The sequence below is a fragment of the Streptomyces antimicrobicus genome (genome assembly GCF_020532625.1).
Classification (GTDB): Bacteria; Actinomycetota; Actinomycetes; order Streptomycetales; family Streptomycetaceae; genus Streptomyces; species Streptomyces antimicrobicus.
Genome location: NZ_JAJAUY010000034.1, coordinates 14,623 through 29,376 on the forward strand (window position 1 = coordinate 14,623; position 14,754 = coordinate 29,376).

At 72.7% G+C, this 14,754-nt stretch carries 14 protein-coding genes; all 14 read right to left on the minus strand.

Translation table 11 applies throughout. The features are described from left to right. Positions 1-26 precede the first annotated feature (26 nt). The 14 genes from LG632_RS11770 to LG632_RS11835 all read right to left on the minus strand — a co-directional run bounded on the left by LG632_RS11770 (position 27) and on the right by LG632_RS11835 (position 14,733). Positions 27-1,514: an ATP-binding protein gene (locus tag LG632_RS11770; RefSeq protein ID WP_226726933.1), complete on the minus strand. Its 1,488-nt coding sequence runs from the start codon at positions 1,512-1,514 to the stop codon at positions 27-29. After that, a complete protein-coding gene (locus tag LG632_RS11775) occupies positions 1,511-2,761 on the minus strand; it encodes an MFS transporter (RefSeq protein ID WP_226726935.1) in 1,251 nt (416 codons plus the stop codon). The genes LG632_RS11770 and LG632_RS11775 overlap by 4 nt, the downstream gene beginning before the upstream one ends. 23 nt (positions 2,762-2,784) lie before the next feature. Next, on the minus strand, positions 2,785-3,612 hold the full coding sequence (locus LG632_RS11780; RefSeq protein WP_226726936.1) for an FAD binding domain-containing protein: 828 nt from the start codon (positions 3,610-3,612) through the stop codon (positions 2,785-2,787). After that, positions 3,609-6,002 (minus strand): xanthine dehydrogenase family protein molybdopterin-binding subunit, encoded by a 2,394-nt coding sequence (locus LG632_RS11785; protein ID WP_226726937.1) that lies wholly within the window; start codon positions 6,000-6,002, stop codon positions 3,609-3,611. The genes LG632_RS11780 and LG632_RS11785 overlap by 4 nt, the downstream gene beginning before the upstream one ends. A 5-nt stretch (positions 6,003-6,007) precedes the next feature. Further along, positions 6,008-6,502: a (2Fe-2S)-binding protein gene (locus tag LG632_RS11790; protein WP_226726938.1), complete on the minus strand. Its 495-nt coding sequence runs from the start codon at positions 6,500-6,502 to the stop codon at positions 6,008-6,010. Beyond that, the gene (locus LG632_RS11795) at positions 6,487-7,101 is read right to left on the minus strand and encodes an NADPH-dependent F420 reductase (RefSeq protein ID WP_226726939.1); all 615 of its coding nucleotides are present in this window, start codon (positions 7,099-7,101) and stop codon (positions 6,487-6,489) included. Before LG632_RS11795 ends, LG632_RS11790 begins: the two co-directional genes overlap by 16 nt. A 40-nt stretch (positions 7,102-7,141) precedes the next feature. Beyond that, positions 7,142-8,626, minus strand: coding sequence for an aldehyde dehydrogenase family protein (locus tag LG632_RS11800; protein WP_226726940.1), 1,485 nt, complete (start codon positions 8,624-8,626; stop codon positions 7,142-7,144). A gap of 32 nt (positions 8,627-8,658) precedes the next feature. After that, the gene (locus LG632_RS11805) at positions 8,659-9,399 is read right to left on the minus strand and encodes a type 1 glutamine amidotransferase domain-containing protein (RefSeq protein WP_226726942.1); all 741 of its coding nucleotides are present in this window, start codon (positions 9,397-9,399) and stop codon (positions 8,659-8,661) included. Positions 9,400-9,469: 70 nt separating this feature from the next. Beyond that, complete coding sequence (locus LG632_RS11810; protein ID WP_226726944.1) at positions 9,470-10,213, minus strand: MinD/ParA family ATP-binding protein; 744 nt, start codon at positions 10,211-10,213, stop codon at positions 9,470-9,472. Further along, positions 10,213-11,475, minus strand: coding sequence for a PP2C family protein-serine/threonine phosphatase (locus LG632_RS11815; protein ID WP_226726945.1), 1,263 nt, complete (start codon positions 11,473-11,475; stop codon positions 10,213-10,215). Before LG632_RS11815 ends, LG632_RS11810 begins: the two co-directional genes overlap by 1 nt. Then, a complete protein-coding gene (locus LG632_RS11820) occupies positions 11,457-11,939 on the minus strand; it encodes an ATP-binding protein (RefSeq protein ID WP_226726946.1) in 483 nt (160 codons plus the stop codon). Before LG632_RS11820 ends, LG632_RS11815 begins: the two co-directional genes overlap by 19 nt. Beyond that, positions 11,932-12,240: an STAS domain-containing protein gene (locus tag LG632_RS11825; RefSeq protein WP_226726947.1), complete on the minus strand. Its 309-nt coding sequence runs from the start codon at positions 12,238-12,240 to the stop codon at positions 11,932-11,934. Before LG632_RS11825 ends, LG632_RS11820 begins: the two co-directional genes overlap by 8 nt. A 1-nt stretch (position 12,241) precedes the next feature. Further along, positions 12,242-14,377 (minus strand): glycogen debranching protein GlgX, encoded by a 2,136-nt coding sequence (gene glgX / locus LG632_RS11830; RefSeq protein ID WP_226726948.1) that lies wholly within the window; start codon positions 14,375-14,377, stop codon positions 12,242-12,244. Beyond that, positions 14,374-14,733 (minus strand): STAS domain-containing protein, encoded by a 360-nt coding sequence (locus LG632_RS11835; protein WP_226726949.1) that lies wholly within the window; start codon positions 14,731-14,733, stop codon positions 14,374-14,376. The genes glgX and LG632_RS11835 overlap by 4 nt, the downstream gene beginning before the upstream one ends. Positions 14,734-14,754 lie beyond the last annotated feature (21 nt).

A 14,754-nucleotide genomic window follows, 5' to 3' on the forward strand; every position in this document is an offset into this window, starting at 1 on the left:
GCTCCTTCTCCTCGATGGGTGGACGATCAGCTGGTGGTCGCGGACGGGCGGGAGGTCAGGGGCAGGCGGACGGTCATCCGGGTGGCGCCGGGCGCGGACCGGGCGGTGATCGAGCCCCGGTGCCGCTGGGTCACGATCCGGTAGCTGAGGTGCAGTCCGAGGCCGGTGCCCTTGCCGACGTCCTTGGTCGTGTAGAAGGGCTCGAAGATGCGCGGCAGCACGTCCTCGGGGATGCCCCGGCCGGTGTCGGCGATCTCCACGACCATGCAGGTGCCCTCGACGTGGACGCGCAGGGTGAGGGTGCCCGAACCTTCCATCGCCTCGGCGGCGTTGTCGACCAGGTTGGTCCACACCTGGTTCAACTCGCTGGGGTAGCCTGTCAGTTCGGGCAGGTCAGGGGCGTAGTCGCGGACGACGCCGATTCCCGTCAGCTTGGCGCGGAGCACGACCAGGGTGTTCTCCAGGCCGTCGGTGACTGCGAAGCGCTGCTCGGGGGCCCGGTCGAGATTGGCGTAATCGCGTGTGGCGGCGACGAGTTGGGAGATCCGCGGGCCGGCCGCCCGGAGCTCGGCCGCCAGCGACCGGGCCTCCAGCAGGGCGGCCAGATGGTCCAGGGCGGCCGGCAGGACCGGCTCGGTGACGCCTTCGAGCCGCTCCCGCAGCCAGCCCAGGTCCAGCCCGAGGTCGGCGAGGGCGGCGCCGAGCCGGCCGGGCCGCTCGGCGCCCGCCTCCTCGGCCCAGTCGGTGATCTCCTCCTCGGCGTCGGCCTGGGCCAGCGGGTCGGTGGTGGCCGGCGGCGGCACCTTGTGGAGCTCCTCGGCGATCCGGTCCAGTACGGCGCGCTGCGCGGCACCGGCGGCCGCGCCCCAGGACTGCGCGCCGCGGGTCAGGGCGTCCAGGGCGGGCCCGAGCTCCTGGGCGGCCCGGGCGACCGCCGCCGCCGGGTTGTTCAGCTCGTGGGCGAGCCCCGCGGCCAGGGTGCCGAGCGCCTCGACGGTGGCCCGCTTGCGGGCCTGCACCTCGGAGGACTTGATCCGCCAGGCCAGTACGGGCAGCAGCACGGCCGCCACCCCGTGGCAGCGGGTGAGCATCTCGAAGAAGACCGGGCGGGGATAGGTGACCACCGTGGTCGCCGGTCCGCTGGCCGCGGCCGTGGCGACGTAGGCGCCGTCGGTGAGCAGGGGCAGTTCCCCGGTGAACCGGTGGGCGGCCGACGGCTTGCCGTCGTGGTCCTCGTCGGCGCCGCTGCCGGTGGCGTGCCGGGTGAGCACCTCCTCGCGGCCGTCGACCACCTTGGTGACCACGAGCCCGCCGTCGAGGAGCACGTGGAAGCCGGTCGCCTCCTCGCCGTCCCGGAACAGCACGTCGCCGTCGGACAGCACCCGCGGCCGCGAGACCGAGACCAGCCAGTCGAGCTGGTCCTCGGTGAGCCCGGCGAAGATCTCCAGCCCGTGCAGGGCCTCGCGCAGCCCGGGGCCGCCGGTCGCGGCCCCGGTGGTGTCGGACGCGGTCATGCCGGGCTCCCTTCGGCCGGGGTCCGCCGGGCCAGCCGGAGGGTCACCAGCAGGGCCACGACGCACACCGCGGCGACGGCGGCCATGAAGCCGACCGAGGTCCGGTGCAGTCCGTGGACGTTGGTGAGCACCCCGGCGAGCACGGCGGGCACACTCATCGCGAGGTAGGCGAACACGTAGACGGCGGCGGTCAGTTCACCGCGGTGCGCCGGTTCGGCGAGCGCGCTCAGGGCCCGGAAGGCCCCGAGGAACGCCGCGCCCCAGCCGGCCCCGAGCACGGCGGTGGCCGCGAGGAACACCCAGGCCGAGCCGATCCCGAGGGAGACGAGCACCAGGCCCAGCCCGGCGATCAGCCCGCCCAGCCCCAGCAGCGCCGTCCGCAGCGCCGGGGTGCGGCCCAGCAGCAGCTGGGCGGTGGTGGCGGCGCCGGCGAGCAGGGCGACGGTGGCGCCGCCCACCAGGTAGTTGGTGCTGTCGAGCAGCGAGAGGGCCAGGTGGGGGCCCAGCGAGAGGTAGAAGCCTCCGACCGACCAGACGGCGACGACGGTCAGGACCAGCACGGCGAACCGGCGGCGCACCGGGGCGGGGACCCGGATCCGGTGCGGGACCACCTTCGGGCGGCCGCCGGCGCCGGGGGCGCTCTCGGGCATCCGCGCCACCCCGACCAGGGCGAGGGCGAACGCCCCCACCAGCAGCAGATAGCTCAGCGCGGTCGGGGCGGGCGCGTACTGCACCAGCAGTCCGGCGCCGAGCCCGCCGAGCCCGATGCCCACCGTCGGGCCCGCGCTGTTGACCTGGGCGCCCAGCGCGGGCCGGGACGGTGGGGCGAGCTCCAGCAGGGCGGCGCCCATCGCGCCGGTGGCCAGCCCCACCGCGAGTCCCTGCACGACGCGCGCGGTCAGCAGCAGCGCCGGTCCCTGGGCCCCGGCGAACAGGGCCATGGAGACGATCGCGAGGACCAGGGACGCGCCGAGCACCGGCCGCCGGCCGAGGGTGTCGGACAGCGAGCCGAACAGCAGCAGCCCGGCCAGCACGGTCACCGCGTAGACGGCGAACACCACCGTGACCAGACCGGAGGACAGGTCCCAGCGCTGCTGGTAGAGCACGTAGAGGGCGGACGGTACGGAGGAGGAGAGCATCAGCAGCACCAGGACGGCGGCGACCACCCGGAAGCCGGAGCCTCTGGTCGCGCCCGCGCGGGTGCCGGCCGGGTGCGCCGTGACTGGAGCGGTCGTCCTGGATGCCACTGCGTTCACTCCCGTGGAAGGTGTCAGGCGGAGGCCGCCGCCCGGGCCAGCGCGCGGGCCGTCAGCACGCCCGCCAGATGCCCCAGGTATTCGGCCGAGGTGCCGGGGCCCGGGACGAACAGCGACCGGGGCTCGGCGCGGAAGGCCGCGAGCACGGCCTCGGTGCTGTGGTCCCCGCCGGCGGCGAGCCGCCGCTCGACGTCCCGCAGGCGCAGGGCGCGGGCGGTGGCGCCGGTGACGGCGACGCGGACGCCGTCGGCGGTGATCCGCACGGCGGCGGCGCAGACCGGGTACCGGGTGGCGCGGTCGGCGGTCTTCTCGAAGGCCGCGGCCGGGCCGGTGGCCGGCACCAGCAGCGCGGTGAGGATGCTGCCGGGCGGCGCTCCGGCCGCCGCCAGCTCCTCGGCGGTGGCGGTACGCCGTCCGCCGGGGCCGGCCAGTTCCACCCGGGCGCCGGCGGCGATCGCGGCGACGGGCAGGTCGGTGGGCCGGCCGGCGGCGAGCAGGTTGCCGCCCGCGGTGCCCAGGTTGCGCACCTGCGGGTCGCCGTTGGCCCGGGCGGCGGCGGCGAGTTCGGGTGCGCGCGCCAGGACCTCCGGGTCGGCGGCGAGGTCGGCGAGCGGGGTGGCCGCGCCGATCCGCAGCTCGCCGGTGCCGGTGCGGGTGATGCCGCGCAGCTCCGCCAGCCGGCGTACGTCGATCAGCAGCCGGGCTGTGTCGGCCCCCGAGCGCAGGTCCGGCAGCAGGCTCTGGCCGCCGGCCAGCACCCGGGCGCCGCGGGTGCCGGCGAGGAGGGCGAGGGCCTCGTCGAGGCCGGCGGGCCGGACGTAGTCGAGTTCGGTGAGGATCACTGGTCGTCTTCTCCTCGCAGGCGGCGCCAGACCTTCTCCGGGGTCAGGGGCATGTCGATGTGCTGGACGCCGAGGTCGGACAGGGCGTCCACGACCGCGTTGGTCACGGCGGCGGCGGGCGGCACGGTGGCGATCTCGCCGGCGCCCTTGGCACCCAGCGGGTTGTGCGGGCTGGGCGTGACGGTCTTGTCGAGGAGGAAGAAGGGGGCGTCGGTGGCGCGCGGCAGGGCGTAGCGGGTGAGGTCCGAGGTCAGCAGGCGTCCCTCGGCGTCGTAGACGGCGGCCTCCATCAGGGCCTGGCCCAGGCCGTGCAGGATGCTGCCCTCGATCTGGCCCCGCACGATGGCGGGGTTGCCGATGTTCCCCGCGTCGTCCACCGCCGTGTACGCCACCACCTCGGTCTCGCCGGTGAGTTCGTCGACCTCGACCACGGCGACATGTGTACCGAAGGGGTAGTTGAAGTCCGGCGGGTCGAAGTGGGTGGTCTCGTCCAGGGCCGGCTCGATCTGCGGGGGCAGGCCCCAGCCGTACCACATCGCCATGGCCAGTTCGGCGAAGGTCTTGGCGTTGGCGGGGTTGCCCGCCTCGTGGATCCGGCCGTCGGCGTAGACGACCCGGTCCTCGGGGACGCCGAGGAACACCGCGCCGGCCCGTACCATCTTGGCCTTGATCTTGCGGGCGGTCAGCGCCACGGCGGGGGCGGCCATGCTGTACGAGCGGGAGCCGTAGGTGCCCTGCCCGTACGGGGCCTTGAGGGTGTCGCCCTGGTACACCCGGACCTGGGCCGGGTCGATGCCGAACTCGTCGGCGGCGACCTGGGCGAAGACGGTGTGGTGGCTCTGACCGGTGGAGGCGGAGCCGACGGTGACGGCGACCTCGCCGGTGGGGTGGACGCGGATGTTGGCGCTCTCCCAGGTGCCGCCGAGCATGCCCTCCTGCGACATCCGGGTGGAGGGCCCGACCCCGCAGACGGCGACGTAGGTGGCCAGGCCCACGCCGAGCCGTTTGCCGCGGGTGCGGGCCTCGGCCTTGCGGGCGGGCATGTCGGCGTAGCCGGCGAGCTCCAGGGCCTTGTCGAAGTTCTCCCGGTAGTTGCCGGAGTCGTAGGTCCAGCCGAGTCCGTTGGCGTACGGGAACTTCTCGGCGGGCACCAGGTTGCGCCGGCGGACCTCGGCCGGGTCCATCCCGATCTCGGCGGCGTACCGGTCGACCAGCCGTTCCATGAGGAACGCGGCCTCGGCCCGGCCGCTGCCGCGCTGGGCGCCGAGCGGGACGGTGTTGGTGAAGGCCGCGTGGACCTCGCAGAAGGCGGCGTCGATCTGGTACATGCCGGTGATGGAGCGGCCCATGAGGGCGGTGGCGACACCGGGGCCGATGGTGGAGGGGTAGGCGCCGAGGTTGGCCCAGCTGGTGCAGCGGACGGCGGTGATCCGGCCGTCGCGGGTGCCGGCCAGGGTGACGTGCTGGCGGTGGTCGCGGCCCTGGACGGTGGAGTTCATCAGGCCGGTGCGGGTGTCGACCCACTTCACCGGCCGGCCCAGCTCCTTGGACAGCAGCAGGACCAGCGCCATGTCGGGGTACAGGTAGCCCTTGGTCCCGAAGCTGCCGCCGACGGTCGGGGCGATCACCCGGAGCTTGTTGAAGGGGATGCCGAGGACCAGCGCGGAGAGCAGGAAGCGGTGGTTGTGGGGCCCCTGGGTGGAGGCGTAGAGGGTGTAGTCGCCGGTGGCCGGGTCGTAGTGGCCGACGGCGCCGCGCGGCTCGATGGGGCTGTTGACGGTCCGCTGGTTGACGAGGTCCAGCTCGACGGTGACCTCGGCGGCGGCGATCGCCGCGTCCGTGCGGTCCTTGTCGCCGCAGGTCCAGTACGCGTTGAGGTTGCCGGGCACGGCCTCGTGCAGCTGGGGCGCGCCGGGGGCGAGGGCCTCGTCGGCGCGGGTGACCACGGGCAGCGGCTCGTACTCCACGTGCAGGGCGGCGAGGGCGGCCGCCGCCTCGCGCGGGGTCTCGGCGACGACCACGGCGATGGGGTCGCCGACATGGCGGACGGTGTCGCCGGTGAGCACGGGGCGGGCCCCGGGCAGTCCGTAGGGGTGGGGCGGGAAGTGGCTCTCGACGCCGCCGGGGATCCAGATGCACGGCAGCGGCATCACGTCGGCGAAGTCCTGGGCGGTGGCCACCTTCAGGACGCCGGGCATCGCCTCGGCGGCCTTGGTCCCGATGTCCAGGATGCGGGCGTGGGCGTGGGTGCTGCCGAGGATGGCCATGTGGGCGGTGCCGGGCAGGTCGATGTCCGCCACGTACGTCGCCTCGCCGCGCAGCAGCTGCGGGTCCTCACGGCTGTCCAGCGGCTGCCCGAGGACGCGGTGCTCCCCCGTCGGTGCGGTCATGGCGCTCACCCGTCCTGTCTGCCGGCGGCGGACGCGGCGCAGGCGCGCTGCACCCCGCGGACGACGCTGTGGTAGCCGGTGCAGCGGCACAGGTTGCCCGTGAGCCACTCGCGGATCTCGGGCTCGGTGGGGGCGGTGCCCTCCTGGGCGGCCTTGTCGACGAGTTCGCCGAGCGCCATCACCATGCCGGGGGTGCAGAAGCCGCACTGGGTGCCGTGCTCCTGGCGCAGGGCCTCCTGCAGGCCGGTCAGCTCGCCGCCGGGCGGGGTGAGCCCCTCGACGGTGGTGACCTCGGAGCCGGCCGCCGAGGCGGTCAGGACCAGGCAGCTCTTGACCGACCGGCCGTCGAGGCGGACCACGCAGGTGCCGCACTGGCCGGTGTCGCAGCCGACCTTGGTGCCGGTCAGTCCCAGTCCGTCGCGCAGCCGCTCGACCAGGAGTTCGCCCGGCTCGGCGGAGAACTGCCGATCGGAACCGTTGACGTTCAGCGAGATATCCATGCCAGTGCCTGCGCTTCCGTGAGCGGACGGTTGAAGAGCGGCCCGCCGGGCTGCTGGAGAATTCCTCCGGAATGAAGGGATCCGGTGTCCACCGCGGCGAATCCCAAGGCGGTGAGGATTTCCACGACGATTTCCTTCGCCTTGGTGTCGTCACCGGCCACGTAATGGGCGAGCCGGTCCCCGGGTGCCGTTCCGGCGACGGCGAGCGTGTGGAAATGCATGGTGTTCAGGGATTTCACCAGCCGGGCCTGCGGGTACCATCCGGCGACGATCTCGCTGGAGGCCCGGCCGCCGAAGTCACGGGGCACCCCGGCGGCGCCGAAGGCGTTCATGGCGTCCACCACGACCTTGTCGCGCACGGCGTCCCGCGGCAGCAGCCCCTCGGCGCTGTCGAAGGGCACCATCAGCACCAGGGCGTCCGCCCGGTGCGCGGCCTCGTCGACCGTCACCGCCCGGGCTGCCGGCCCCAACTCGGCCACCAGGGGCCCGAGGGTGTGCGGGCCGCGCGCGTTGGCCAGGACCACCGGACGGCCCGCGGCCACCAGGATCCTGGCCAGGGTCGATCCGATGCGTCCGGTGCCGATGATGCCCCACGTCATGGCTCTCCTTGGAAGACGGTGCGGCGCGCGGGCGGCGCGCCTAGTCCATGCCGATCCAGACCGACTTGGTCTGGGTGTAGCTCTCCAGGGATTCGGGACCGCACTCGCGGCCGAAGCCGGAGGCCTTGTAGCCGCCGTAGGGCACGGCCGGGTCGTACTGGTTGTAGCAGTTGACCCAGACCGTGCCGGCCTTGATCTGCGACGCGACCCGGTGGGCGCGGCGCAGGTCCTTGGTGTGCACGCCCGCGGCGAGGCCGTACGCGCTGTCGTTGGCGATGCGTACGGCGTCCTCCTCGGTGTCGAAGGGGATGATCGACAGGACCGGCCCGAAGATCTCCTCCTGGGCGATCCGCATGCCGTTGTCGACCCCGGTGAAGATCGTCGGCAGGAAGTACAGGCCCTCCGCGGAGGCCCCCTCCGGGGTCCAGCCGCTGCCGCCGACCCGGAGGGTGGCGCCCTCCTTCTGGCCGATCTCGATGTAGGAGCTGACCTTCTCGAACTGCCCGCGGTGGGCGAGCGGCCCGAACAGGGTCTGCGGGTCGCGCGGGTCGCCGGGCCTGAGGGCGGCGGCCCGGGCCACCAGGCGTTCGACCATCTCGTCGTGGACCGGCCGCTGCAGCAGCAGCCGGGAGCCGGCCGTGCAGATCTCGCCCTTGTTGTAGTAGATGCCGAAGAAGGCCAGTTCCTCGGCCGCGTCGAGGTCGGCGTCGGCGAAGACGATGTTGGCGGACTTGCCGCCGAGTTCCATCGTGACCTTCTTCAGGGTGTCGGCGGTCCGGCGGATGATGGACTGGCCGACGGCCGTGGAGCCGGTGAAGGCGATCTTGTCGATGCCGGGGTGGCCGGTGAGGGTCTCGCCCAGTTCCACGCCCGGCCCGGTCAGCACGTTCAGCACGCCGTCCGGGATCTCCGCCTCCTGGAACAGCTCGGCGATCTTCAGGGCGGTGAGCGGGGTGGCCGGGGAGGGCTTGTGGACGACGGTGTTGCCCGCGGCCAGCGCCGGCGCGATCTTGGTCATCGACAGCAGCAGCGGGAAGTTGAACGGGGTGATCGCGCACACCACGCCCAGGGGTTCGCGCAGCGTGTACGCCAGCTGTCCGCCGGCCGGCGCCCGCGAGGAGCCGTCGACCCGGGTCACCGCGCCGGCGTAGTAGTGCATGAGCTGGGCGGCCATGGGAGCGTCGACCGTGCTGGAGAAGGCGAACGGCTTGCCCATGTCCACCGTTTCCAGCAGGGCGATCTCCTCCAGGTCGCGCTCGATCAGCTCCCCGACCCGGTTCAGCCGCAGGGCCCGCTCCTGCGCCGACAGTCTGCTCCAGGGGCCTTCCTCGTACGCCCGCCGGGCCGCGGCGACCGCGGCGTCGGCGTCGGCCGCGGCGGCCTGGGCCACGGGGACGATCTCCTGTCCGTCCACCGGGCTGATGTCGGGGTCGGTCCGGCCGTCGCGGGCGTCGACCCACGCACCGTCGATGAACAGCTTCCCGGGGTTGGCCAGGGGCGAGCCCTGGAGCGCGAGCTTGGTCATGGCTGCCTTCCGAGTCGGGGGTGCGGGGGGTTTCAGCCCGTCGCGAGCTGCCGTAAGAAGGTCTCGGCGAGGGCCTTGGAGGAATAGGGGTTCTGGCCGGTGGTCAGCTTGCGGTCCACGACCACGTGCGAGTCCCAGATGGCCTCGGCCTTCTCGTAGCGGGCGCCGAGGCGGGTCAGTTCGACCTCCAGGACGAACGGGAGCCGGCCGGCCATGTCGGTGACCAGTTCCTCGGCGTGCGAGAACGCCGTCATCCGGTAGCCCTCGAAGGGCCATCTGCCCTCGCCGTCGCGCAGGCCCAGCAGCGCGGTGTGGCCGTGGCAGACGGTGGCCAGCGGCTTGTCCTGGGCGAGGGCCCAGCGCAGGACCTGGGCGAGCTCGTCGGACTTGGGCAGGTCACCGATCGCGCCGTGACCGCCGCTGATGTAGATGCCGTCGTAGCCGGCGACGTCCTTCTCGCCCAGGGACTCCACGGCGAGGGGGCGCTGGAGCTGGGGCGTCTCCTCGATGACGCGGACGTAGTCGGCCGCGCTGACGGCGTCGGTGTCCTCGGAGCCGTCGGGGCGGACGTACCGCAGGAACTGGGGGTCGACGCTCGTACGGTCGACGGTGGGGACCTGGCCCCCGATCGTCGCCACGTCCACCGCGTGGCCGGCGGCCTTGAAGAGGGTGTAGGGGACGACGAATTCCTCGGCCCAGAAACCCGAGGGGTGCAGTTCGCCGTCCAGGAGGTGGAGGGTGGCCTTCGCCGTCATGACGACGAGAATCTTCATGACCGTTCTCCTTGCGTGGATTCGCTGCCGATTCAACACGCCCGACGCGGGGCGTGTAAGGGGGGTGACATCAGGCACGCGATACTTCGTCACGTGCGTCCAGTGCCGTGATGATGTGGCGGAATTCATCGATCAGGGGGTGTTCGGGATGGGCTTCCGCGAATATGCGTTCGCCGTACAGGGCGGCCATTTCAGGGGCGTAGGGAAGGATTCCGGCCAGGGGTGTGCCGTAGACCTCGTCGGCGATCCGGCGGGCCCGTTCGCGGTCGATCCCGACCGGTGCCATGCACATCACCAGGGTCCGGCGGCAGGGCAGCCGCCCGGCCAGCGCGATGCTCTCCTCCACACCCGACAGGTCGATCCGGTCGGCGCGGGCCATGATCACCAGGGTGTCGGCGCTCGCCATGGCGGCCACGGTCTCGTTGTTGAGCCCCGCGTGGGTGTCGAGCAGCAGGTCGTCCAGGGCGTGGGTCCGCGCCAGCCGGTCGAAGCCCTCCGGCAGCAGCCCCACGTCGTACCCGACCGCCATGATCTCCCGCAGCGCCTTGGTGCCGGTCCGGGCCGGGACCACGTACAGCCCCGGCGCGGCCCGCTGGGCGGCCGCCTCGATCTCGCAGCGGCCGAGCAGGTAGTCGGTGAGCGACCCGTCCCCGGGCGGGAGCCGGAACAGCAGGTCCTGGGTGGGCGACTGGATGTCGGTGTCGACGACGCCCACCCGGCGCCCCTGGGCCGCGAGCAGCAGCGCCAGGTTCGCCAGCACCGTCGACTTGCCGGTGCCGCCCCGGTGCGAGTGCACCACGACGGTCCGGGCCATCAGGCCACCGCCCGCCGGCCGGCGTGCGGCCCCCGCGCCGCACGTGGCCGGTGCAGGGCCAGCATGGTGACGTCGTCGTGCTGTTCGGCCTTGCCGGTGTGCCGGCGCACCGCCGTGTCCACCACGTCGAGCACGTCCCTGCCGGTCCGCGGGGGTGCGGACGGCGGCAGGGCGAGCAGGTCGAGCATGCGGGCGTCACCGAGGAAGCTGCCGTCGGGGCAGCGGGCCTCGGGCACTCCGTCGGTGAACACGAACAGGGTGTCGCCCGGGTTCAGCTGGGCGTAGCCGAGGGTGTAGACGCAGTCCGGCAGCACCCCCACGGCCGGCCCGGTGACGTCCAGGGCCACCGGCAGTCCGCCGTCGGCGTCCAGCAGCAGCGGCGGGTTGTGGCCGCCGTTGATGTAGACGAGGCTTCCGGTGGCCGGGTCGAGCACCCCGAAGAACAAGGTGGCGAAGTAGCCCTGCCGCAGGTGGTTGCGGGTGAGGTAGCCGTTGGTGGCGGTGACCGCGTTGAGCAGCGGGGTGGCGCCGACGACCGGGATGCGCCGGCTGCTGCCGGCCCGGCCGGCCGCCACCAGGTGCTGCAGGCCGCTCTGTTCGGCCGTGTGCCGCAGCAGGGACCGGATCAGCGCCATGAACAGGGCCGACCCCACCCCCTTGTCGCAGACGTCGGCGACGACCAGGGCCAGCCGGCGCCGGTGGACCAGTTCGAAGACGTCGTAGAAGTCGCCGGCGACCTGCCGGGCGGGCCGGAACAGGACGTCGATCTCCCAGCCGTCGGGCACCGGCAGGGCCTCGGGCAGGAACCCGGCCTGGATCTCCCGGCCGATCTCCAGCTCCTTCTCGTAGCTCATGAGCGCGGCCCGCGCGTCGGCCTCGCGCAGGGTGCGGCCGAGTTCCGCGCGCTCGGAGCAGCTGAGCAGCCGGGCCGAGACCAGCGCGGGCAGGAACGGCGGGACGAGGTAGTCGTGGCCGAGCCGGACGTGGTCCTCCAGGGCGGCGAAGTCGGCCACGGTCCACACCACCACGATGGGTGCCCCGGCCCAGCGGCGCAGCCGGCGTACCGCCTCCCGTACCGACGCGCCCGGCACCTCGGCCGGTGCGAGCAGCACGTCCGCCGCCGGCAGCAGCTCGACGGGGCAGGAGAGCAGTTCGGCGAGGGTGGCGCCGACCACTTCCGCGTCCATGGAACGCAGGGCGTCCAGCAGGGCCCCGGGGGGCGGCGGGTGGTCGCCGAGGACCATCACGGTCGTGGAGGGCATGGGTCCGTCCCCTCAGCCTTCACGGTCAGCGTGCTGATGTTCAGGCCGTCGCGGCGTACGTAGCTGAACTCGTCCACGCTCGTCAGGGCCAGGTGGATCCCGAGGCCGCCGATGCGCCGCCGTTCGGGCGGCACGTCGGCGGGCGGCCGCAGGCACCCGGCCACCGGGTCGAACGCGGGCGCGCTGTCCTCGACGACGATCCTCGCCCGCCCGGCCCCGGCACGGCCCCGGACGGTGATCCGTCCGGTGCCGCCCCGGTAGCCGTGCGTCACGATGTTCGTCGCCAGCTCGTCCACGGCCAGCCGCAGCCGGTACGTGGCGTGCCGGTCCAGCCCGGCGCGCCCCGCCACCGCCTGTACGAAGGAGGCGATGGCGGCGAGCGAACCGAGCGAGGCCGGGACCTGGAGTTCGCCCGCGGCGGGCTCCGTGGTCCCGGTCCCGCGGCGGCGGCGTACGTCACCCATCGAGGACGATGCTGCGGTCCAGGCCGGCCGTGCGGATGGTCCGGGAGACCGGCTCGATCGCCCCGACGACCTTGATGGTGACGTGGTCGGCCACCTTCTGCTGGGCGAAGACCAGGGACCGCAGCCCGGCGCTGGCCATGTAGGCGACCCCGGCCATCCTGATCTCGATCGTGCGGGTGCCGTGCCCGGCGGCCTTCTCGATGGTCTGGTGGAAGTCGGGCGCCGTGTCGGCGTCCAGCTCGCCCGCCAGCTCGATGACGGTGGTGTCGCCCTCGATGCTCAGGGACACGGAAAGCGGCATGTCAGTCTCCTTGAGGTGTACGGCCCACCAGGATCACGACCGAGCGCGGGCCGATGAGGTACTTGCCGGCGTTGTCCAGCTCCTGCTCCGTGCCGGGCGTGCGGATGTCGTACGGCGACTCGGCGCCGGTGTCGGCGAACAGGTGCCAGGTCCGGCCCCCGGGCAGCGCGGGCAGTTCCAGGTCGTGCGACTCCCAGTGGGAGTTCATCGCGACGTACACGACGTCGTCGTCGCCGTGTCCGCAGCGGGCCACGGCCAGCAGCCGGGACTCCGGGGACCAGTCGGGCTGCCAGGCCCGTTCGCCGTGCCAGCTGATGTCCGGCAGGCCGAGCTGCTCGCGCATCTGCCCGGTGGGGTGGACCGTGGAGCGCAGTTCGCGGTGGCGCCCGCGGAAGGCGATCATCTGCTGGGTGAAGCGCAGCAGTTCGGCGTTGTCCTGCACCTGCTGCCAGTCGAACCAGGAGAGTTCGTTGTCCTGGCAGTAGGTGTTGTTGTTGCCCTGCTGGGTGCGGCCCACCTCGTCGCCGGACAGCAGCATCGGGATGCCCTGGCTGGTGAGGAGGATGGCCAGGGCGTTCTTCATCTGGCGCATCCGCAGGGCGCGGATCCCGGGGTCGTCGGTGGGGCCTTCGACGCCGCAGTTCCAGCTGTTGTTGTCGTTGGCGCCGTCCTGGTTGTCCTCGCCGTTGGCCTCGTTGTGCTTGTCGTTGTACGACACCAGGTCGGCGAGGGTGAACCCGTCGTGCGCCGTCAGGAAGTTGACCGAGGCGGCGGGTCCGCGGCCGGCGTACAGGTCGGGCGAGCCGGCGATGCGGGTGGCGAGCTCGCCGACCACCCCCGTGTCGCCCTTGACGAAGCGGCGTACCGTGTCGCGGTACTTGCCGTTCCACTCGGCCCAGCGCCCGTACGCCGGGAAGTTGCCGACCTCGTAGAGCCCGGCCGCGTCCCAGGCCTCGGCGATCAGCTTGGTGTGCCGCAGGACGGGGTCGAAGGCGAGCAGTTCCAGCAGCGGCGGGTTGGGCAGCGGGGTGCCGTCCAGGGCCCGGCCGAGGATGGCGGCGAGGTCGAAGCGGAAGCCGTCGACGTGGTAGTCGGCGACCCAGTGGCGCAGGCAGTCCAGGACGTAGTTGCGGACCACGGGGTGGTTGCAGTTGACCGTGTTGCCGGTGCCGCTGAAGTTGAAGTAGTACCCCTCGGGCGTGAGCATGTAGTACGTGGAGTTGTCCAGGCCCTTGAACGAGATGGTGGGGCCCTGCTCGTTGCCCTCGGCGGTGTGGTTGAAGACGACGTCGAGGATGACCTCGATGCCGGCGGCGTGCAGGTCCTTGATCAGGGTGCGGAACTCGTCCCCTTGCATGCCGTAGCGTCCGGTGGCCGCGTAGCCGGCCTTGGGCGCGAAGAACGCGACGGTGTTGTAGCCCCAGTAGTCGTAGAGCTTCTCACCGGTCTCGGGGTTGCTGCGCGGGTTGTCGCTCTCGTCGAACTCGAACACGGGCAGCAGTTCGATGCAGTTGACGCCCAGCTCCTTGAGGTACGGGATCTTCTCCCGCAGCCCCGCGAAGGTGCCGGGGGCGGTGACCCCCGAGGAGGGGTGCCGGGTGAAGCCGCGGACGTGGGCCTCGTAGATGACGAGGTCCTCGGCCGGGATCCGCAGGGGCGTGTCGTCGCCCCAGTCGAAGTCCTGCAGGCACACCCGGGAGCGGTACTGGTAGCCGCGCGAGCGGTCGGGTTCCACACCCCAGACGTCGCGGCCGGAGATCAGCCGGGCGTAGGGGTCGGAGAGGACCTGGCGGGCGTCGAAGCGGTGACCGCCGACCGGGTCGAAGGGTCCGTCGGCCCGGTAGCCGTACTCGATGTTCTCGTGGTCGAGGCCGAAGACCGTCATGGCGAAGACGGAGCCCGTGCGGAATTCCTCGGGGAACTCCAGCTCGGCCATGGGCTCGGGCTCCCCGCGCTTGTACAGGACCAGGGTCATGGAGGTGGCCTGGTCGGAGAAGACGGAGAAACTGACCCCGCCGGGGACCACGTTGGCCCCGAAGGGGTACGGCTTGCCGGCGCGGACGCGGTACCCGCCCACTTCGTGGGTCGGGTACGCGTCGATGCGCAGGACCTGCTCGGACCCGGCGGTCTCGGTCATCGCGCGGCCGCCTTCGCCTTCGCCCTGGCCTTGGCCTGCGCGGCGGTGGCCTCGCCGGTCTCGAAGAAGTCCAGGAAGCCGGTGGCCGACATGACGAACCGGACTTCCTCGCTCACCCCGTAGAGGGTGACCGCCACGTCCGCGTGCTGGGCCTCGCGGTAGACCACGAGCAGGGTGCGCAGGCCCGCGCTGGAGACGTAGGTGACGGCCGTGAGGTCGATGCGCAGCGGCTTGCCCTCGCGGACCAGCGGCAGCAGGGCCTGGAGCAGTCGGCCCGAGGTCTCGCTGTTGATCTCGCCGGTGGCGACGAGCACGGTGCCCGCCTTGGTCCGGCGTTCCTTGACGTTCAGAGTCATGGTTGTTCGTTCCCCTCGTTT